Genomic DNA, 19,274 nt, shown 5'->3' on the forward strand with positions numbered 1-19,274 from the left:
AGAATGATGAGCATGGCCTCAGACCGACCCCGCGCGCTCTCCGGTATCCAGCCCACCGCAGGCTCGTTCCACCTCGGGAACTACCTCGGCGCGATCCGCCAGTACGTGGCGCTGCAAGAGACCCACGACGCGTTCTACATGGTCGTGGATCTGCACGCGATCACCGTGCCGCAGGATCCGGCAGAGCTGCGGGCCAACACCCGGCTCGCCGCCGCCCAACTGCTCGCCGCCGGTCTCGACCCCGAGCGCTGCACCCTCTTCATCCAGAGCCACGTCCCCGAGCACGCCCAGCTCGGCTGGATCATGAACTGCCTCACCGGCTTCGGCGAGGCCTCCCGGATGACGCAGTTCAAGGACAAGTCCGCCAAGCAGGGCGCCGACCGCGCCACCGTCGGGCTCTTCACGTATCCGATCCTGCAGGTCGCGGACATCCTGCTCTACCAGGCCAACGCCGTCCCGGTCGGCGAGGACCAGCGCCAGCACATCGAGCTCACCCGTGATCTCGCCGAGCGCTTCAACACCCGCTTCGGCGACACCTTCACCGTCCCGGCGCCGCACATCGTCAAGGAGGTCGCGAAGATCTACGACCTCCAGGACCCGTCGATCAAGATGAGCAAGTCGGCGTCCACGCCGAAGGGCCTGATCAATCTGCTCGACGAGCCCAAGGCGACCGCCAAGAAGGTCAAGAGCGCGGTCACCGACACCGACACCGTGATCCGCTTCGACCCCGTCGAGAAGCCCGGCGTCTCCAACCTGCTCACCATCCACTCCACCCTCACCGGCAAGACCATCTCCGAGCTCGAGGCGGAGTACGAGGGCAAGATGTACGGGGCGCTGAAGACCGACCTGGCCGACATCATGGTGGAATTCGTCACCCCCTTCCGCGCCCGTACGCAGGAGTACCTGGACGACCCCGAGACACTGGACTCGATCCTGGCCAAGGGCGCGGAGAAGGCCCGGGCAGTCGCCGCCGAGACGCTGGCCGCCGCATACGACAAGGTGGGCTTCCTGCCCGCGAAGCACTGAGGCCGTGCTGAATCGGCACCGGATCATCACTGTGTCCAAGGACTCTGGCCACACATACGGTGCAGCCGCCACACTGGCGGCACACGTAGCTACCGACGACTGAGGAGAACGACGTGGGGACCGTAACGCTCGGCGTTTCGATCGCGGTCCCGGAGCCCTACGGCAGCCTGCTCCAGGAGCGGCGCGCGGGCTTCGGGGATCCCGCCGCGCACGGAATCCCTACACACGTCACTCTTCTCCCGCCCACCGAGGTCGACGCCGAGGCCCTGCCCGCGATCGAGGCGCATCTCGCCGCGGTCGCGGCGGCCGGGCGGCCGTTCCCGATGCGGCTCTTCGGCACCGGAACATTCCGGCCGCTCTCGCCCGTGGTCTTCGTCCAGGTCGTCGAGGGCGCGGCGGCCTGCTCCTGGTTGCAGAAGCGGGTGCGGGACGCGTCCGGGCCGCTCGTGCGTGATCTGCAGTTCTCGTACCACCCGCATGTGACCGTGGCGCACGGCATCGCCGAGGAGGCGATGGACCGGGCGTACGAAGAGCTGTCCGAGTACGAGGCGGCCTGGACCTGTGCCTCCTTCGCGCTGTACGAGCAGGGCGCGGACGGCGTGTGGCGCAAGCTCCATGAGTACGCCTTCGGAGGCGGCATCGCGGGCGTTCCCGCCCAGGGATCCCCGGTCGACGAGCCCGCCACCACCCTCTGACCCGCGGGTCCGTCAGAGCGGCAGCCTGCGGAACAGCGGGCGCGGCACATGCCGCAGCGCCGACATCACCACGCGCAGTGCCCCGGCACCCACACCGTCTCGGACCTGCGCCGCAGCCCCTGTTCGACGGCCGTGGCAACCGCTTCGGGGGTGGTGGCGAGCGGTGCGTGAGGGAGCCCCGCCGTCATTTTCGTAACGACGAATCCGGGGCGTACGACCATCACGTGCACGCCAGTTCCGCGCAGCGCGTCGCCAAGACCCTGGGCGAAGGTATCCAGGCCCGCCTTGCTGGAGCCGTAGATGAAGTTGGCGCGGCGGGCGCGCTCGCCGGCGACCGAGGAGAGCACCACGAGCGAGCCGTGCCCCTGACTCTGCAGTGCGCCGATGTCGCCCCCCGCGAAGATCTTGCCCAGCACCTCCTCGTGCGCGGCGCAGTCCAAGGCGTCGAAGGCGACGGTGCGGACGTCGGCCCCGAGCGTACGGAACTCGGCGGCGGCGTCATCGAGGCCGGGAGCGCGCTCTGGCTCGCCGCCGGGCTCGTCGGCGCGGCGGCCGACCGTGACCGTCGCGCACACCGTGGGGGAGCGGTGCTCGGCGTCGCCGCGGTGGTCGGGGCGGCGGCTCTGTGCAGTGCCATGACCGGCGGGCTGCTCACCGCGTATCTGTCGATGCAGCTCGCCTACTGCGTCTGGCTCAAGCACGTCCTCGTCGTCGATCTCGCCGTCGTCACCACCGGGTTCCTGATGCGCGATGATCGGCGGGGTCGCGCTCGGCATCCCGCTGTCGCGCTGGTTCATGATCACCACCGGCTTCGGCGCGCTGTTCATGGTGGCGGCCAAGCGGTACTCCGAAGCCGTGCAGATGGAGGGCCGCAAGGGCGCGACCCGGGCGCTGCTGGGCGAGTACACCACCGGGTATCTGCGCTTCGTCTGGCAGCTCGCGGCCGGCGTCGCCGTGCTCGCCTACTGCCTGTGGGCCTGGAGAGCGGGGGCGTGGCCGCCCAGGCGCTGCTGCCCCGGCGGCAGTTGTCGGTGATCGCGTTCATCCTGGCGGTGCTGCGGTACGCGGTCTTCGCGGACCGGGGTACGGCCGGCGCACCCGAGGACGTGGTGCTGCGCGACCGGGCGCTCGCCGTCATCGGCCTGATGTGGGCGGCGATGTACGGACTGGCGGTCGCCGACCTGTGAGCGGACTGCGGCCGGGGAGCCGCGTCCGGCCCGCGCGGCGCGTCCCGTGGCACGAGCTGGGCTCGTTCGCAATGGATCGGTGCCTGTGGCGGTACGGAGGGTACGCGTACGACATGGAATGGCTGACCAAGCTCCCCGTCATCGGCCCGTTCGTCGCCCGGCTGATGCGGACCCACGCCTGGCGTTCCTACGAGACGCTCGACCGGGTGCACTGGTCGCGGCTCGCCGCCGCGATCACCTTCATCAGCTTTCTCGCGCTCTTCCCGCTGATCACGGTGGCCGCGGCGATCTGCGCCGGGCTGCTCGGCAAGGAGCAGCTGAAGAAGCTCGAGGAGAAGATTTCCGAGCAGGTGCCCGGCATCTCCGACCAGCTCGACATCAACTCCCTGGTCGCCAACGCGGGTACGGTCGGGCTCGTCGCGGGCGCGCTGCTGCTCTTCACCGGCATCGGCTGGGTCGGCTCGATAAGGGAGTGCCTGCGCGCCGTCTGGGAGCTGGACGACGAGGACGAGGACAACCCGGTCCTGCGCAAGCTCAAGGACGGGGTCGTACTGCTCGGGCTCGGCGCGACCGTCCTGGCCTCGATCGCGGCCTCCGCCGTCGGCTCCACCGCCATCGGCTGGACCGCCGACCGGCTTGGCATCGACGAAGGCGGAGCCAGTGGCGTACTGCTTCAGATCGCGGCAATCGCGATCGCCGTACTGGCCGACTTCCTGCTGCTGCTCTATGTCCTGACGCTGCTGCCGGGCGTGCAGCCGCCGCGCCGCCGCCTGGTGGCGGCGGCGCTGATCGGCGCGGTCGGCTTCGAACTGCTCAAGCTGCTGCTCGGCGGCTACATCAGGGGCGTCGCCGCGAGGAGCATGTACGGGGCCTTCGGCGTCCCGATCGCCCTGCTGCTGTGGATCAACTTCACCGCGAAGCTGATGCTGTTCTGCGCCGCCTGGACGGCGCCGCGGAGCACGAAGGCTGCCGCGGAGCATGAATGCGAAGCGGCGGACGGCAAGGCTAGCGGCGGCGCAGCGGCCAGCGGCGGTTGACCAGGAACACGCCGGCAGTGAGCAGCACCAGCACCCCGCCGATGACGGCGAGCGCGGTGGTGATACCGCCGGAGCCCCGCTTCGCGGCGGCGGCGGTCTTCGCCGGAGCGCCGTTGTTGGCCGGCTCCGCGTCCTGTGACGAAGGGGTGGCGGACTTCGGCGGCACCAGCTCGCCGACCGGCTCGACCTTCCCGGCCGCCGCGAAGCCCCAGTCGAGCAGCCGCCCCGCTTCCTTGTAGACCGCCTGGCTCTCTCCGGAGTCCGGGTTCATGACGGTGACGAGCAGCACCTTGCCGTTCCGCTCGGCGACTCCGGTGAAGGTCGCGCCCGCGTGCGTGGTGTTGCCGTTCTTGATGCCCGCGATGCCCTTGTACGGGGCGATGCCGTAGTCGCCGGTGAGCAGCCGGTTGGTGTTCTGGATCTCGAACGTCCCACGCTTCTCGCCCTCGACCTGCTCGCCGGGGAACTTGGCGCTCGCCGTCGAGCAGTATTCGCGGAAGTCCTTCTTCTGCATGCCGCTGCGGGCGATGAGGGTCAGGTCGTAGGCGGAGGAGACCTGGCCGTTCGCGTCGTAACCGTCGGGCGAGACGACATGCGTGTCCAGCGCCTGCAGTTCCTCGGCGTGCTGCTGCATGTCCTGGACGGTCTTGGGAATGCCGCCGTTCATCGACGACAGCACATGCACGGCATCGTTGCCGGAGCGCAGGAAGACGCCGAGCCACAGATCGTGCACGGAGTAGGTGAGGTCCTCCTTGACCCCGACCAGGCTGCTGCCGTCGCCGATGCCCGCGAGGTCGTCGTTGGTCACCTTGTGGATCTCGGTCTTGGGCAGCCGGGGGAGCACGGTGTCCGCGAACAGCATCTTGAGCGTCGACGCCGGGGGCAGCCGCCAGTGGGCGTTGTGCGCGGCCAGCACCTCGCCGCTCTCCGCGTCCGCGACGATCCAGGACCGGCCGGTCACCTCCTCGGGCAGGACGGGCGCGCCGGGGCCGAGGCTGACCTGGGTGCCTGCCTTGCCGAGTTGGGCGCCGCCGACGGTGGACATGGAGGCCGGGGGGTTCGGGCGTTTCTCGTCTGCCAGGTCGTCGTAAGTGTCCGCCCACGCGGGGGCGACGGCGAGGGCGGGCAGCAACGCGGCGGCGGTGACCGTCAACGCGGTCCTCTTCAAAGCAGACACGGACGAAAACGTACATGCCTTTGCAGAAAATATGGTTATCAGCTTGGTGACCCGCCGGGGGCAACGCCGGGACAGCCCACCCCGGACGACCCGGTCAAAGGACGGCGGCGATACTGAGTCCATGAAGCTCAGCCGCCGAGTCTCCTGGTTCCTGCTCGCCTTCGGGGTGTGGAGCTGGTTCATCTGGATCACTTTCGTCAAAAACCTGTGGAAGGACGGCAGCGGACTCGCCTTCGACGACGCGGGTGACCCGACGGGCTACTTCTGGGTCCATCTGCTGCTCGCCATTACGTCCTTTCTTCTGGGGACGGCCGTCGGAGTGATCGGGTTGCGTGGGGTGCGCGCATTGCGCCGCGACGGGCGCGACGCGCGCGACGGGGCTGACAGGGTTTAGGGAAAGCGGTTCGTGCTGATGGTTGTTCTGCTCGTGGTGGCTGTGGTTGTCGCCCCTCTGCACTGGTGGATATGGCGGCGACTGGTCCGCGACACGACGGCGCGCCGTGGGGTGGCCCGTCGGGTGGGCACGGCGGCGGCGTGGGTACTGCCGGTGCTGATGGTTGGGGCGTTGGTGTCGGTGCGGGCGGGGGCGCCGTTCTGGCTGCAACGAGTGCTGGCGTGGCCGGGGTATCTCTGGCTGGCGGTTCTGCTGTATCTGACGCTGGGGCTGGTGGTGGGGGAGGGGGTACGACCGCTGCTGCGGCGGGTACTGGAGCGGCGGGCGTCCGGGGTGCCGGATGGAAATTCCCCCACCCCGCCCTCCCCCTACGCCCTGCAGGCGTGGGGGGACCCCCACCCCGAAACTGGGGGACAAGCCCCCCAGGCCCCCGAGCCCGGCCCGGCGGCGCACGCGTCCGCCTCGGCCGAGGTGACGGGTGGGAGGTCCGAAACTGGGGGGCATGCCCCTGAGCCCGCCTCGGCTCCGGCCGCGCACGTGGGTGCGTTCCGAACCGCGGCGCACGGGGACCCCGGTACGGTCGCCGTGGCTCCGGCCGAGCCCGCTGACCCGGCTGCCGCGGGCTTTGCCGCGGCACCGGCCGCTGCGGAGCCGGACACGCATCTGGCCGACCCGTCCGCCCCGGCCGCCCACGCGGCCCCGGCCGGGCTCGCCGCCCCGGGCGCCTCGGACGCCGCGTCCGCCGGCTCGGGTGCAGCTCTCTCCCGGCGGCTGTTCGTCGCCCGTATCGTCGGCGGAAGCGCCGCCGCCGTCGCTCTCGGGACCGTTGGGTACGGGACGTACGGCGTCCTTCGTGGGCCCCGGGTGAAGCGTGTCACCGTGCCGCTCGGCAAACTTCCGCGCGCAGCCCACGGGTTCCGGATCGCCGTTGTCAGCGACATTCATCTCGGGCCGATCCTCGGCCGCGCGCACACCCAGCGCATCGTCGACACCATCAACGCCACCTCGCCCGACCTCGTCGCCGTCGTCGGCGACCTCGTCGACGGCAGCGTCGCCGACCTCGGGGCCGCGGCCGAGCCGCTCGCGCAGTTGCGGGCGCGGCACGGGGCCTTCTTCGTGACCGGCAATCACGAGTACTTCTCCGGCGTCGAGGAGTGGGTCGACCACGTCCGCGAGCTCGGGCTCCGCCCGCTGCGGAACGAGCGCGTCGAGATCGCCGGGTTCGACCTCGCCGGAGTCAACGACGTCTCGGGCGAGAGCGAGGGCGACGGCCCCGACTTCGGCAAGGCACTCGGCGACCGGGACCGAGCCCGCGCCTCCGTGCTGCTCGCGCACCAGCCCGTCGTTATCCATGACGCGGTGAAGCAGGGGGTGGATCTCCAGCTCTCCGGTCACACCCACGGCGGTCAGATGTGGCCCGTCAACTACGTCGCCGCCCTTGCCAACCCCACCGTCGCCGGTCTCGAGCGGTACGGCGACACCCAGCTCTATGTGAGCCGGGGAGCGGGCGCGTGGGGCCCGCCCGTGCGCGTGGGGGCCACCTCCGACATCACCGTCGTACAGCTCGCTTCCCGCCAGGCATAACCGAGGTCAAAGGGCTCGTGCGAGGCGTCCGCGACGAACTGCCGCAGCCGGGCGGCGCTGTGCTCGCGCGTCTCGAAGGCCGACTCGACCTGGTGGAGCATCGAGTTGAGGGCGACCCGCATTTGCCCGATCTCGGTGACCGGATCGCGGCTGCCCGGCACCCGTCGCGTGAGGTCGCCCTCGGCGATCGCGGAGGCCGTCTCCACCATGTCCTCCAGCGGCCGCAGCCGATGGCGCGTGCCGAGCATGGTAGCCACCGCCAGGAACGTCAACAGGACGGTGCCCAGCCCGAGATCGAGCTTGAGCGCCTTCTTGATGGCCCCCGCGCACGGCCTCGGTGGAAGTCACCGTCAGCCCCGTCGCCGTCCGGAAGCATCACATCGAGGAGCGCCACATCGGGGCGCGTCTGCCCGGCCAGCTGCTGTGCCTGCCGTACGCTTCCGGCCGTGATCACCTCAAAACGGTGATAGCGCAGTGCGATGGCGAGGACGTCGGCGATGCTCGGCTCGTCCTCGACGACCAGCACGGTCGCTCCTTCGTGGTCCATGCCCTCAGTATCGGCGTGGTCCCGGTGCGGGGGGCGGGTCACTGTCTTGGAGTTCCTTGAGTCATGGCCGCGCCACGCCACGGACCGTATGCGCAGCCGATTCTGGAGACCGGCCCGGGGGAGACGGATCGACGAAGGGGCAGGAATCGTGGCGGCATTGGCACGCTGGTGCTATCGGCACCGGCTGGTGGTCCTGGTGCTGTGGGTGGGGCTGCTGTTCGGTCTGGGGGCCGCGGGCAGCGCGGCAGGCACCAACTACTCCAACAGCTTCAGCCTTCCGGACACCGACTCCACACATGCGTACGACTTGATGGTCAGGGCGTTCCCGGAGCGCTCCGGCGATACCGGCACGGTGGTGTGGCGGGTCTCCGAGGGATCCGTGCGCGATACGGCGGTACGGGAGCGGATGGAGCCCGCGCTGAAGGAGATCGCGGGCATGAAGGGGGTCGGCGAGGTCGCGAGCCCGTACTCGCAGGCGGGCGCGGCGCAGATCAGCAAGGACGGGCGGATCGCCTACGCCCAGGTCACCTTCGCCGAACAGGCCAACGCCGTGCCGAAGGAGCTGGTCCAGGACGTCGTCGACACCGCGCAGGACGGGGAGCGGGCGGGTCTGCAGGTCGAGCTCGGCGGGCAGGCGATCACCCGTATCCACGAGCCGCCGGCCGGCACGGCCGAACTGGTCGGCATCGCGGCAGCCGCGGTCGTTCTCTTCCTGGCCTTCGGCTCGCTCTTCGCGATGGCGCTGCCGCTGGTGGTGGCCATCTTCGGCGTCGGCACCGGAATGCTGTCGACCATGCTGCTCAGCCAAGTGACGGATGTGCCCGAAGTGGCCCCGCTGCTCGGCTCGTTGATCGGTCTCGGCGTCGGCATCGACTATGCGCTGTTCATCGTCACGAGGCACCGCAAGGGCATTCTGCGGGGCATGGCGCCCGAGGATGCCGCCGTCACCGCGCTGAACACTTCGGGGCGCGCGGTGCTGTTCGCGGGCGGCACGGTGTGCATCGCGCTCGCCGGCATGCTCGTGATGAACATGCGTTTCCTTGACGGCGTGGTGATCGCCACCTCGCTGACGGTCGTACTGAGTGTGCTGGCCGCGATCACCCTGCTGCCCGCGCTCCTCGGCGTCCTCGGACCGCGGGTGCTGAGCCGTCGCCAGCGCCGCAGGCTTGCCGCTGAGGGTCCCGATGCGGCGGAGTCGAGCGGCGCCGCCGCCCGCTGGTCCGCGACCGTGCAGAAGCGGCCCAGGTCGATCGCGCTGGTCGCGGGCGTGGTGATGGCCGCGCTGGCGATCCCCGTGCTCTCGCTGCGGCTCGGCGCGACCGATCAGGGCAACCACAAGGAGGACACCACCACCCGGCAGGCGTACGACCTGCTCGCCGAGGGTTTCGGGCCCGGCTTCAACGGGCCGCTGCAACTGGTCGCGCGGGACGCGGAACCGGCGGCCGTCCAGGCGCTGGTGAGCACGGTGCGCGCCACGGAGGGTGTCGCCCAGGCCGTCGCGCTGCCCTCGCCGCCGGGCTCCGGCGTCACGGTGATCCAGGTGGTCCCCACGACCTCGCCGCAGTCCGAGGAGACGGACCAGCTGATCGACATTCTGCGCGGCGAGGTCATCCCCCAGTCGGGCGAGGAGGTCCATGTCGGCGGAGTGACCGCGGTCTTCAAGGACTTCGCGGCGGTGACGGGCGACCGGCTGCCGTACTTCATCGGGGCGATCATCGCGCTGGGCTTCCTGCTGCTGCTGATCGCGTTCCGCTCGCTGGTCGTCCCGCTGACCGCCGCCCTGATGAACCTGATCGCGGCCGCGGCCTCCTTCGGTGTACTGGTCGCGATCTTCCAGTGGGGCTGGGGAGCGGAGGCGCTGGGCCTCGGCAAGGAGGGCCCGATCACGGCGTTCCTGCCGGTCATCATGTTGTCCCTGCTCTTCGGGCTCTCGATGGACTACCAGGTCTTCCTGGTCAGCCGGATGCACGAGGAGTGGGTGCATACGAAGGACAACGCGCGGGCCGTCCGGGTCGGCCTCGCCGAGACCAGCCGGGTCATCAACTGCGCCGCCCTGATCATGATCTGCGTCTTCAGCGCCTTTGTGCTGAGCGGCGACATGGAGGGCGCGATGGCGGGCATCGGGCTTGCGGCAGCGGTGGCGCTGGACGCGTTCATCCTGCGTACGGCGCTGGTGCCGGCGGCGATGCATCTGCTGGGGAAGTCCAACTGGTGGCTGCCCGCGGGCCTTGAGAAGCGGCTGCCGCATCTGGCGGTGGAGCCGCGGGAGGACGCGCAAAAGCCGGTGGAGTCTGCCGCTTCAGGCTCCGTTCCCGCGCCGCGCTCGGGGGTGTCCGCCGGGACCGGAGGGTCCGTCGTGCACGGATTCGTCCGTACGCGGCAGGGTGAGCCCGTCGGCTACGCGATCCTCACCCTCGTCTCGCCGGGCGGCCGCCAGGTCGACCGGGTGGAGTCGCTGGCCGACGGCTCGTACATCCTGTCCGCGCCGGCCGGCGGGGCGTATCTGCTGGCCGCGACGGCGGGTGTCCATGAGCCCTTGGTTCGCCACATCATGATCGGCGGCGATCCGCTGGTCCACGATGTGGTGTTCTCGGACGTGGGGGTCAGCCGCTGACGGCCAGGTCCACGAACACCCCGGCCGCGGCCGGGGTGTTCGTCATTCCGCAGTCCGCCGTTCCGGGTTACTTCTTGCGGGCGGCGACCGTCTCCGCCATCCCCGGGAGGAAGTCCGTGAACAGCTCATGCACGTCGCGTACGAGCGGCCGCAGCACCCGGAAGCGGGCGAGCGCGATACCGCGCGTGGTGAGCCGTGCCCCGCGTTCGGCCAGGCCTCTGCTGCGCTCACGGCCCTTTGAGCGGTCGAAGACCCAGAACAGGACGAGTCCCATCTGGGACAGCCACATCAACTCCGGGAGGACGTCGGCCAGTTCTTCCGGCACCTTCGCCCTGGAGCCTGTCAGGACTTCCCGGTGGACGGCGATGGCAGCCTCGCGGGCGTGTTCCGACTCGGGGGAGAAGGGGCTGAGCGGGCTCTCCGGGTCGGCCGCGTTCTTGAAGAACTGGGCCGCGAACTCGTGGTACGGCGCCGCGATGTCCAGCCACGCCGTCATCACCCCGGCGAGCCGGGCCTCCAGATCGGTCTCCCGGTCCAGCACCGGCCGGACCGCCTCCTGGTGCTCGGCGGCGATCCGGTCGTAGAACCCCTGGACGAGGTGTTCCTTGGAGGAGAAGTAGTAGTACGCGTTCCCTACCGAGACCCCTGCCTCTTTGGCGATGGCCCGCATCGTCGTCTTGTCGTAACCGCGCTCCTGGAAGAGCCGGAGCGCGGTCTCGAGGATGAGCGTGCGGGTCTGCTCGCTCTTGGGGGCCTTCACTTCTGTCACGGTGTCCGAGCCTAACCGGGGACGGAACACCCGTCGTCGCAGGGCGTACCGATCGCCCCTCCTGCGGCCGTCGCCCCGCGGTACCTGGCCGCCGCGGGCATCGTCACGCGTACGAACGGCAGACCGGCCGGGGTGGCGAGCCAGTGGGCCTTGGGCCGGTACTCGGCCAGGGCCCAGAGGCAGATGATCCATGCGGCGGGTCCGGTGTAGAACTGGCCCCTGTCGCCGATGACGGTGATCTCCCGCAGGGTCGCGGCGTGGTCGAGGCGCGGGTATCTGCGCCGCGCCTCGACCGATCCCGCGGGCACCAGGTCCAGCGGTACGAGCTGCTTCTGCCGCAGCAACCAGCTGCGCAGGTGGACGCAGAGGGAGCACTGGGCGTCGTAGAGGACGGTCAGTCTCCGGACCGGGGTGCCCATCGCGCTCACGCTCCGGCGGGAGGGGCGGTGGGTGCGGTCCACGGGCCCTGGTCCGCCTGGCTCGTCCAGCCCTGCGGCCCGACCGGGGGCACCTGCTCGCGCTCCATCACTCCGCGCCGGCGGATCTTGTTGAGGACCCAGACATTGCCGAGGTGCATGACGCCGAGGACGAGGAGCACGACGCCGAGCTTGACCGAGAGGGCCTCGAAGAGGCCGCGGGCGTTCTCGACCGCATCCGCCGCCTTGAGGTAGAGCGCGACGAAGCCGAGGTTCACGAGGTAGAAGCCGACCACCAGCAGGTGGTTGACCGCGTCGGCCAGCTTCTCGTCCCCCCGCAGGACGCTGGCGATGAAGATACGCCCGTTGCGGCTCAGAGTCCGCGCCACCCAGATGGTGAGCGCCACGCTGATCAGCAGGTAGACGACATACGCAACAACAGTGAGGTCCATCCCCACCCCCCCCTTGAACGTGTTCAAAAGCTGGTGTCATGGACTGTAGACCTCTTTTTGAACATGTTCAAGTGGGATGGGTCGGACGATCGTTGATCCGCCGTCATCGCGCCGGTGCCCTCTTCGGGCTCAACTCCTCCTGGCGGTACCGGCCACTGTCAGCGGCCCCGGCGGCCCCGAATCGGCGCACTCCCGGCACCGCAGCAGTGCCCAGGCAGGTCACGCCCACCACGACCGCCGCGACCGAGAGCGGCACCGCGGGGCCCCAGGCCGCCGCGGCCAGCGGCGCGAGCGCATAGCCGAGAGGCATCGCGCCGAGTGAGAGCAGCCAGTCGTACGAGGTCACCCGGGCCAGCGCATGCGGGGGGATCGCTTTCTGGACCGAGGTCTCCCAGATGGGAGAGAGGAAGCCGAGCCCGGCCTGGGCGACGCCGTACGCCGCGATCGTCAGCGGGGCGGGCGCGGAAACTGCAAGCAGCCCGAGCGGCAGCACGTAGGTCGCGAGCCCCAGATTCGCCATCAGCACAGGGCGCTTGGGCCGCGCCCGTCCGGCCGCGATCGAGCCCAGCAGCAGTCCGACCGCGCCGGTCTGCAACAGCAGGACCCAGGTCCCCTGGCCGCCCAGTTCTCGTACGGCGATGGCCGGTCCGAGGGTCATCAGCACGGCGGCCGCGCCGTTCCAGGCAGCATGCGCGACGAGGCTGGTCCAGTACCAGTCGCGGGAGCGGACCTCGCTCCAGCCCTCCTTGAGGTCGGCGAGCAGCGAGCGGCGCGGTATGGGCACGTGCCGGACCCGGATTGCCGCAAGGAGCAGGGCGCTGACCGCGAAGCTCGCCCCGTCGAGTACGAAGGCCCAGCCCGGCCCGACGGTGTAGATGAGCAACCCGGCGAGCGCGGGCCCGCCGAGCCGCGTCGCACTGTGTGCAACCCCCATCAGGGCGTTGGCCTTCGCCAGCCCCTCCTCGGGCACCGTGCCGGTCATCAGCGGTGAGACGGTCGGCATCGCGAACGCGCCGGCCGCACCGCCGACCGCCTCGGCGACGGCGATGTACCACAGCCGCGGCTCGCCGCCGAGGAGTTCGGTCCCCACGAGGAGCTGGGTGAGGCACCGTACGGCGTCGGTGGCGAGCGCGACCGTACGGGCGTTGAAGCGGTCTCCGACGACGCCGCCGAGCGGCAGCAGCAGAAGTTTGGGCACCATCGCGCAGCCCAGGACGAGCGCGAGCGCGCCGGTCGAACCGGTGGCCGCGTACACGGCGAGGGCGAGTGCGGCGGGGATCGCGGCGTCCCCGAGGAGGGAGAGCGTGCGGCCGATGAAGAGCAGCCGGAAGGCGCGCGTGCGCAGGGGATGAGCCATGCCCGGCAGAGTATTTCGTTACCGAATAACTTGGCAACGAAATATCGTGCACCGAAATATCTTGCACCGAAGGGCCTGCGTACCATCGTCGCCATGGAGCACCACGACTGGACCGACGGACATGTGGCCCGCTGGCAGCCCGTACTGCCGGACCTCGACGCCGACATCGAGGGCGCCGTCATCCGGATGAAGAGGTTCACCGTCCATCTGCGCCGGGTCCGCGAGCAGTCTCTGGTCGACTTCGACCTGGAACGCCATGAGTACGACACGCTGCACAAGCTCGCCGGCCGCGGCGGCAAGGCGGCCCCCTCCGACCTCGCCGCCGACCTCGACCTGGCTCCCGCCTCCGTCACCGGCCGCCTGGACGCGCTCGAACGCCGCGGCTTCGTGCGCCGTACGCCCTCAGCGGCCGACCGCCGCCGTGTCGACGTCGAACTCACCGACACGGGGCGCGCGACCTGGCTGGGCGCCATGGACGTACTCGGCGACGAGGAGTACCGCCTGCTCGGCGTCCTCGGCAAGGACGAGCGCCGTCAGCTCAACGACATGCTCCGCCGCGTCATGCTGGCCGCCGAGGCCCCGACCGGCGGATCCGGGGAACCCCCGTCACCGCCATCACCAGCGAATACAGACTCGTCGGCGCCGTGATGAACAGGCGGTTGTCCCTCGGGCCGCCGAAGGCGATGTTGGAGACCGCCTCGGGGCGCGGAGGCTGACCCCGTCTCCCGCACCGACTGTCAGTGGTGACTCCTACTGTTCTCGGCATGGGAATGGTGACCTTCGTCGACGAGACGACATCGGGGGAACGCCGCGATGCGCTGGGCCTGGACATCGCGGAGGAGCGCCTCGCGCTGCGCGCTCCTCGAGGCTCCGGCAACATCCTGATGAGCCCGAGCGACCGGTATCTGTGCATCGTGCCGAAGTTCACCGCCTCCGGCGGCCCCGGCTGTCTCCCCTTCGAGGGCGACGGGATGCCCGCCGTGATCCTCAGCGAGGCGATGATGCCGGCCAAGGACACGGAGATCACCGATCCGACGATCACGAGTCAGCTGTGGCCCCTACATGCTGCTCAGCGACCGGGCGTAGTTGATCTGGCCCATCACCATCTGGAAGGTCTCAGGCCCTTGGGCCGGGATCATCGTCGAGTGGTGCTTGCCGCCGCTGGTCACCGTGACCTGGATGAAGCCCGTGGTCGTCTTCTCCTTCATCAGCAGGAAGAGCAGACCCAGCAGACAGAAGATGAAGAAGACGATCGCGAGCACGATGGCGTGTGTCGGGATCTTCTCCTCGGTGCGCGACATGTCGGTCGCGTTCCACACCGAGCCCCGCAGCGGGAGCGTGCCGGCCGGCGTCACGATCGAGTCGCCCATGACCGTGATGTCACCGATGGACACCAGCGGCGCACCGCCCATCGGAGCGGGCGCACCCATCGGAACCGGAACCCCGGCGGGCAGGGTCTGGCTGTAGTCCTGGCCCTGGCTCGGATAGCCGTACCCCGGCGCCGGATTGGGGTAGCCGTACGCCGGCGTCCCCGGAGGCTGCGTCGGCCCCCACTTGTACTCCCCGTCCGCGTACGGATTCGGCTCGCTCATGGTCTCGTCCCCGCTTTCCTGCTGCGTCATGTCAGACGGGTTCGATCCTGCCAGGTATCGCCCGGTCGGTGAAGCGAAGCCGGTACGGCGAAGGCCCCGGCTCCCAAGTCCTGGGAGCGGGGCCCTCGTACAGATTCAGCCGGAAAGGTCAGAAGCGACGCGTGATCAGCGCGCGCTTCACTTCCTGGATCGCCTTGGTGACCTCGATACCGCGCGGGCAGGCGTCCGTGCAGTTGAACGTCGTACGGCAACGCCACACGCCGTCCTTGTCATTGAGGATCTCCAGGCGCTGCTCCCCGGCCTCGTCACGCGAGTCGAAGATGAAGCGGTGCGCGTTGACGATCGCCGCCGGGCCGAAGTACTGACCGTCGTTCCAGAACACCGGGCACGAGGACGTGCACGCGGCGCACAGAATGCACTTGGTGGTGTCGTCGAAGCGCTCGCGGTCCTCGGCGGACTGCAGACGCTCACGTGTCGGCTCGTTCCCGGAGGTGATCAGGAAGGGCATCACGTCGCGGTACGCCTGGAAGAACGGCTCCATGTCCACGATCAGGTCCTTGAGGACCGTCAGGCCCTTTATGGCCTCGACCGTGATCGGCTTCTCCGGGTTGATGTCCTTGATCAGCGTCTTGCAGGCGAGCCTGTTCTTGCCGTTGATCCGCATCGCGTCGGAGCCGCAGATGCCGTGCGCGCAGGAGCGCCGGAAGGTGAGCGTGCCGTCGACGTCCCACTTGATCTTGTGGAGACCGTCGAGCACACGCTCCTTCGGGTCGATCTCGATCTGGAAGTCCTGCCACTGGGCCTCGTCGGAGACCTCGGGGTTGAAGCGGCGGATCCGGAAGGTGACCGTGATGTAGGGAGAGGCGGCGGACTCCGCCTCCACCTTGTCCAGAGTCGGGGTAGCCATCAGTACTTACGCTCCATCGGCTGGTAGCGGGTCTGGACGACCGGCTTGTAGTCGAGCCGGATCGACTCGGTGCCGTCGTCGCCCACCTCGCGGTACGCCATGGTGTGGCGCATGAAGTTGACGTCGTCGCGGTTCGGGTAGTCCTCGCGGTAGTGACCGCCGCGGGACTCCTTGCGGGCCAGTGCCGAGACGGCCATGACCTCGGCCAGGTCGAGCAGGTTGCCCAGCTCGACGGCCTCGAGGAGGTCCGTGTTGAAGCGCTTGCCCTTGTCCTGGATGGACACGTTCTTGTAGCGGTCGCGCAGCTCGCCGATCCTCTCGACCGCAGTCTTGATCGTCTGCTCGGTGCGGAACACCATGACGTTCGCGTCCATGGTCTCCTGCAGCTCGCGGCGGATGTCCGCGACCCGCTCCTTGCCCGTCGAGCTGCGCAGCCGCTCGACCTGCGCCTCGACCAGCGAGGCCGGGTTCTCGGGCAGCTCGACGTAGTCGGCCTTCGCGGAGTACTCGGCGGCGGCGATGCCCGCGCGACGCCCGAAGACGTTGATGTCGAGCAGCGAGTTGGTGCCGAGGCGGTTGGCGCCGTGCACCGAGACGCAGGCGACCTCACCGGCGGCGTACAGACCGGGGACGACGGTGGTGTTGTCGCTGAGGACCTCACCCTGGACGTTCGTCGGGATGCCGCCCATGGCGTAGTGCGCGGTCGGCTGGATCGGAATCGGGTCCGTGTAGGGCTCGATGCCGAGGTACGTACGCGCGAACTCGGTGATGTCCGGGAGCTTGGCGTCCAGCTGCTCCGGCGGCAGGTGGGTCAGGTCCAGGTAGACGTGGTCGCCCTCGGGGCCGCAGCCGCGGCCCTCGCGGATCTCCGTGTAGATGGAGCGCGAGACGACGTCACGCGAGGCGAGGTCCTTCATGACGGGCGCGTACTTCTCCATGAAGCGCTCGCCGTCCTTGTTGCGCAGGATGCCGCCCTCACCGCGGGCGCCCTCGGTGAGGAGGATGCCCATGCGCCAGATGCCCGTCGGGTGGAACTGGAAGAACTCCATGTCTTCCAGCGGCAGTCCGCGCCGGTAGCAGGCGGCCTGTCCGTCACCGGTCAGGGTGTGCGCGTTGGAGGTCACCTTGAAGAACTTGCCGGTGCCGCCCGAGGCGTAGATCACGGCCTTCGCCTGGAAGATGTGGATCTCGCCGGTGGCCAGCTCGAACGCAACCACGCCCGCCGACTTCCTGACGCCGTCGACCTCGGTGATCAGCTGGTCCAGGACGTAGAACTCGTTGAAGAACTCCACGCCCTCCTTGACGCAGTTCTGGTACAGCGTCTGGAGGATCATGTGGCCGGTGCGGTCCGCGGCGTAGCAGGACCGGCGGACCGGGGCCTCGCCGTGGTTGCGCGAGTGGCCGCCGAAGCGGCGCTGGTCGATGGTGCCGTCCGGGGTGCGGTTGAAGGGCAGGCCCATCTTCTCGAGGTCCAGGACCGCGTCGATGGCCTCCTTCGCCAGGATCTCGGCGGCGTCCTGGTCGACCAGGTAGTCACCGCCCTTGACCGTGTCGAATGTGTGCCACTCCCAGTTGTCCTCCTCCACGTTGGCGAGCGCGGCGGCCATGCCGCCCTGCGCTGCGCCCGTGTGGGAGCGGGTCGGGTAGAGCTTCGTCAGCACGGCGGTACGGCTGCGCTTGGTCGACTCGATGGCCGCGCGCATACCGGCGCCACCGGCGCCGACGATGACGGTGTCGTACTTATGGATCTTCATTGGTCTCGTCAGCCCCGGCTTTAGCGGATGTTCGGGTCGAAGGTGAAGATCACCAGCGTGCCCAGAAGGATGGTGAACACCGTGGCGGTGTACAGCAGGCCCTTGAGCCACAGACGCGTGTTGGCGCGCTCCGCGTAGTCATTGATGACGGTACGGAGGCCATTGGCGCCGTGCAGCATGGCGAGCCACAGCATCAGCAGGTCCCAGGTCTGCCAGAACGGGGACGCCCAGCGGCCGGCCACGAAGGCGAAGCCGATCTTGGAGACGCCGCCGTCGAGCACCAGCTGGATCAGCAGGTGGCCGATGACGAGGACGACGAGGACGACGCCGGACAGGCGCATGAAGAGCCATGCGGCCATCTCGAAGTTGCCGCGGGTCGCCTTCGGGGTCTTTCTGGTGCGCAGGCGCGGAGCCTCGATGTACGGGGCCGGGTTGTCTGTGTCGAATCGGAGGACAGGCTCGCCGCCCTCGACGGGGCCGACGGCGGAGGTGGTCTCAGCAACTGTGTTGTTCGAAGACATGGTCTGGCGTCAGCTCCCGAACAGTTCACGTACGGCGTGGCCGAGCACCGGGTACAGGGCGCCCACCATCAGCACGAACCAGATGGCCATCACGGTCCAGAACATCTGCTTCTGGTAGCGGGGGCCCTTGGACCAGAAGTCCACGGCGATGACACGCAGGCCGTTGAGCGCGTGGAAGAGAATCGCGGCCACCAGGCCGTATTCGAGCAGCGCCACGATCGGCGTCTTGTACGTGGCAACGACATCGTCATAGGCCTCGGGCGAGACGCGGACGAGAGCGGTGTCCAGCACGTGTACGAACAGGAAGAAGAAGATGAGGACGCCGGTGACTCGATGAGCCACCCAGGACCACATTCCTTCCCGGCCGCGGTACAGCGTTCCAGCCGGCACGGAAGAACCCTCCGGGAGCGGGGATTGGGGCCTGCCGGCTTCGGGGGGTCGGTCTGGCCCGGCCGGGTACGGTCCACCGGCCCTGGCCATCGTAGCCACGACTTGCCGGTTCGCTCGCCCGGGGTCCACAGGTGTGATCAAACAGGCAATCAAACAGCCTCGGACGGGCTATCGGGAAGCCCCTGCGACGTCTGATTCCGGATGGTTGGCCACTACATGTGCCAGTCGGGAGCGCGCGAGCCCGCGCAGCTGCTCGGCGGAGACGACCCGCTCCTCGTCCGGTTCGTGGCCGAGGCGGGTGCGGATGCCGGCCAGCACCTGGTCGAGGTACTCCTTCGGGTGGTACCCGTCGAGGCAGATCACGAAGGCGTGGCCGAAGCGGCTCTCGTACGCGGCGTGGGCGGCGCCGAGCGCGGTGTGCGCGACCTGGGGCGCGCCTGGGTGCGCCCCGGCGGACGACTCGTCGGCGAGGGCCTCGCAGAGGTCGGCGGGGGAGAGGTCGTAGCTGGCCTCATCGGCGGCGGCGAAGAGCGCGTCGAGGTCGGGGTAGGGGCGATGGGCGACGAGTCGCCGGGCCCAGCGGCTGCTGCCGCAGCAGGCGAGCAGGGCGGCTTCGGCGGCGACGGCGGGGGCGGTGTTGAAGCGCTCGAGGCCGGGCGTGCCGCGGTGCCGGTCCGGCAGCGGGGCCGGTAGTGAGGCCTGGGAGGCATGGGAGGCCAGCTGGGACGGTATGGCCGATGGTGTGAGGGCGCGGGGCGTGTGGTGGAGTGCCGGCGGTCGCTTCGGGAGGCCGGCGTGGGATTCGCTGGACAGCGGGGGCTCCTCGAAAAGGACAGCGGGACGGCTGCGACGCAG

Annotated in this window: 18 protein-coding genes and 5 pseudogenes; 9 read left to right on the top strand and 14 right to left on the bottom strand. The window is 69.5% G+C overall.

The window, feature by feature from the left end; all coding sequences use genetic code 11:
- Positions 1-3: 3 nt before the first annotated feature.
- Both trpS and ACWDO5_RS17405 read left to right on the top strand, forming a co-directional pair.
- Entirely contained in the window at positions 4-1,026 is a 1,023-nt protein-coding gene (gene trpS / locus ACWDO5_RS17400) for a tryptophan--tRNA ligase (protein ID WP_450531150.1), read from the top strand.
- 113 nt (positions 1,027-1,139) lie between these two features.
- Positions 1,140-1,721 (top strand): 2'-5' RNA ligase family protein, encoded by a 582-nt coding sequence (locus ACWDO5_RS17405; protein WP_450531152.1) that lies wholly within the window; start codon positions 1,140-1,142, stop codon positions 1,719-1,721.
- A 12-nt stretch (positions 1,722-1,733) separates the two neighbouring features.
- Here ACWDO5_RS17405 and ACWDO5_RS17410 read toward each other — a convergent pair.
- Positions 1,734-2,383: pseudogene (locus tag ACWDO5_RS17410) on the bottom strand (SDR family NAD(P)-dependent oxidoreductase).
- Between ACWDO5_RS17410 and ACWDO5_RS17415 the strand changes: the two are divergent.
- Both ACWDO5_RS17415 and ACWDO5_RS17420 read left to right on the top strand, forming a co-directional pair.
- Positions 2,303-2,908 (top strand): annotated as a pseudogene (locus tag ACWDO5_RS17415) (decaprenyl-phosphate phosphoribosyltransferase); the annotation flags it as partial. The pseudogenes ACWDO5_RS17410 and ACWDO5_RS17415 sit on opposite strands and share 81 nt — an antisense overlap.
- A 113-nt stretch (positions 2,909-3,021) precedes the next feature.
- Entirely contained in the window at positions 3,022-3,945 is a 924-nt protein-coding gene (locus tag ACWDO5_RS17420; RefSeq protein WP_450531153.1) for a YihY/virulence factor BrkB family protein, read from the top strand.
- On the opposite strand, the gene ACWDO5_RS17425 is transcribed toward ACWDO5_RS17420, so the two are convergent.
- Positions 3,914-5,122, bottom strand: coding sequence for a D-alanyl-D-alanine carboxypeptidase family protein (locus ACWDO5_RS17425; RefSeq protein ID WP_450531154.1), 1,209 nt, complete (start codon positions 5,120-5,122; stop codon positions 3,914-3,916). The genes ACWDO5_RS17420 and ACWDO5_RS17425 overlap by 32 nt on opposite strands.
- Before the next feature lie 121 nt (positions 5,123-5,243).
- On the opposite strand from ACWDO5_RS17425, the gene ACWDO5_RS17430 reads away from it, so the two are divergent.
- Both ACWDO5_RS17430 and ACWDO5_RS17435 read left to right on the top strand, forming a co-directional pair.
- The gene (locus tag ACWDO5_RS17430; protein WP_450531156.1) at positions 5,244-5,516 is read left to right on the top strand and encodes an SCO4848 family membrane protein; all 273 of its coding nucleotides are present in this window, start codon (positions 5,244-5,246) and stop codon (positions 5,514-5,516) included.
- 18 nt (positions 5,517-5,534) lie between these two features.
- Positions 5,535-7,100 (top strand): metallophosphoesterase, encoded by a 1,566-nt coding sequence (locus ACWDO5_RS17435; protein ID WP_450531176.1) that lies wholly within the window; start codon positions 5,535-5,537, stop codon positions 7,098-7,100.
- A 14-nt stretch (positions 7,101-7,114) separates the two neighbouring features.
- Here ACWDO5_RS17435 and ACWDO5_RS17440 read toward each other — a convergent pair.
- Positions 7,115-7,417: pseudogene (locus tag ACWDO5_RS17440) on the bottom strand (HAMP domain-containing protein); the annotation flags it as partial.
- A gap of 38 nt (positions 7,418-7,455) precedes the next feature.
- A pseudogene (locus ACWDO5_RS17445) lies at positions 7,456-7,647 on the bottom strand (response regulator transcription factor); the annotation flags it as partial.
- 157 nt (positions 7,648-7,804) lie between these two features.
- Between ACWDO5_RS17445 and ACWDO5_RS17450 the strand changes: the two are divergent.
- The gene (locus ACWDO5_RS17450) at positions 7,805-10,261 is read left to right on the top strand and encodes an MMPL family transporter (RefSeq protein ID WP_450531177.1); all 2,457 of its coding nucleotides are present in this window, start codon (positions 7,805-7,807) and stop codon (positions 10,259-10,261) included.
- A 67-nt stretch (positions 10,262-10,328) separates the two neighbouring features.
- On the opposite strand, the gene ACWDO5_RS17455 is transcribed toward ACWDO5_RS17450, so the two are convergent.
- The 4 genes from ACWDO5_RS17455 to ACWDO5_RS17470 all read right to left on the bottom strand — a co-directional run bounded on the left by ACWDO5_RS17455 (position 10,329) and on the right by ACWDO5_RS17470 (position 13,255).
- Positions 10,329-11,030, bottom strand: a complete 702-nt coding sequence (locus tag ACWDO5_RS17455; protein ID WP_450531158.1) for a TetR family transcriptional regulator — start codon at positions 11,028-11,030, stop codon at positions 10,329-10,331.
- Positions 11,031-11,041: 11 nt separating this feature from the next.
- On the bottom strand, positions 11,042-11,449 hold the full coding sequence (locus tag ACWDO5_RS17460; RefSeq protein ID WP_450531159.1) for a thiol-disulfide oxidoreductase DCC family protein: 408 nt from the start codon (positions 11,447-11,449) through the stop codon (positions 11,042-11,044).
- Between the two features lie 5 nt (positions 11,450-11,454).
- Positions 11,455-11,898 (bottom strand): hypothetical protein, encoded by a 444-nt coding sequence (locus ACWDO5_RS17465; protein ID WP_450531161.1) that lies wholly within the window; start codon positions 11,896-11,898, stop codon positions 11,455-11,457.
- Positions 11,899-12,001: 103 nt separating this feature from the next.
- Positions 12,002-13,255 carry an MFS transporter gene (locus ACWDO5_RS17470; protein ID WP_450531162.1) on the bottom strand — a complete coding sequence of 418 codons (1,254 nt, stop codon included), beginning with the start codon at positions 13,253-13,255 and terminating at the stop codon, positions 12,002-12,004.
- A 93-nt stretch (positions 13,256-13,348) separates the two neighbouring features.
- On the opposite strand from ACWDO5_RS17470, the gene ACWDO5_RS17475 reads away from it, so the two are divergent.
- Positions 13,349-13,903, top strand: coding sequence for a MarR family winged helix-turn-helix transcriptional regulator (locus ACWDO5_RS17475; protein WP_450531163.1), 555 nt, complete (start codon positions 13,349-13,351; stop codon positions 13,901-13,903).
- Positions 13,904-14,025: 122 nt separating this feature from the next.
- Positions 14,026-14,295: pseudogene (locus ACWDO5_RS17480) on the top strand (DUF7737 domain-containing protein); the annotation flags it as partial.
- Positions 14,296-14,313: 18 nt separating this feature from the next.
- Here the strand turns inward: ACWDO5_RS17480 and ACWDO5_RS17485 are convergent.
- The 6 genes from ACWDO5_RS17485 to ACWDO5_RS17510 form a co-directional block, all read right to left on the bottom strand.
- On the bottom strand, positions 14,314-14,847 hold the full coding sequence (locus tag ACWDO5_RS17485; RefSeq protein ID WP_450531178.1) for a hypothetical protein: 534 nt from the start codon (positions 14,845-14,847) through the stop codon (positions 14,314-14,316).
- A gap of 148 nt (positions 14,848-14,995) precedes the next feature.
- Positions 14,996-15,754 carry a succinate dehydrogenase iron-sulfur subunit gene (locus ACWDO5_RS17490; protein ID WP_450531164.1) on the bottom strand — a complete coding sequence of 253 codons (759 nt, stop codon included), beginning with the start codon at positions 15,752-15,754 and terminating at the stop codon, positions 14,996-14,998.
- On the bottom strand, positions 15,754-17,508 hold the full coding sequence (gene sdhA / locus ACWDO5_RS17495) for a succinate dehydrogenase flavoprotein subunit (RefSeq protein ID WP_450531165.1): 1,755 nt from the start codon (positions 17,506-17,508) through the stop codon (positions 15,754-15,756). Before sdhA ends, ACWDO5_RS17490 begins: the two co-directional genes overlap by 1 nt.
- A 20-nt stretch (positions 17,509-17,528) precedes the next feature.
- Positions 17,529-18,029, bottom strand: coding sequence for a succinate dehydrogenase hydrophobic membrane anchor subunit (locus ACWDO5_RS17500; RefSeq protein ID WP_450531166.1), 501 nt, complete (start codon positions 18,027-18,029; stop codon positions 17,529-17,531).
- 9 nt (positions 18,030-18,038) lie between these two features.
- Positions 18,039-18,419, bottom strand: coding sequence for a succinate dehydrogenase, cytochrome b556 subunit (gene sdhC / locus ACWDO5_RS17505; protein ID WP_360871672.1), 381 nt, complete (start codon positions 18,417-18,419; stop codon positions 18,039-18,041).
- Positions 18,420-18,587: 168 nt separating this feature from the next.
- Positions 18,588-19,232, bottom strand: coding sequence for a 2-oxo-4-hydroxy-4-carboxy-5-ureidoimidazoline decarboxylase (locus ACWDO5_RS17510; RefSeq protein WP_450531179.1), 645 nt, complete (start codon positions 19,230-19,232; stop codon positions 18,588-18,590).
- Between the last annotated feature and the right edge of the window lie 42 nt (positions 19,233-19,274).

This window comes from Streptomyces sp. NPDC000880 (assembly GCF_053599675.1).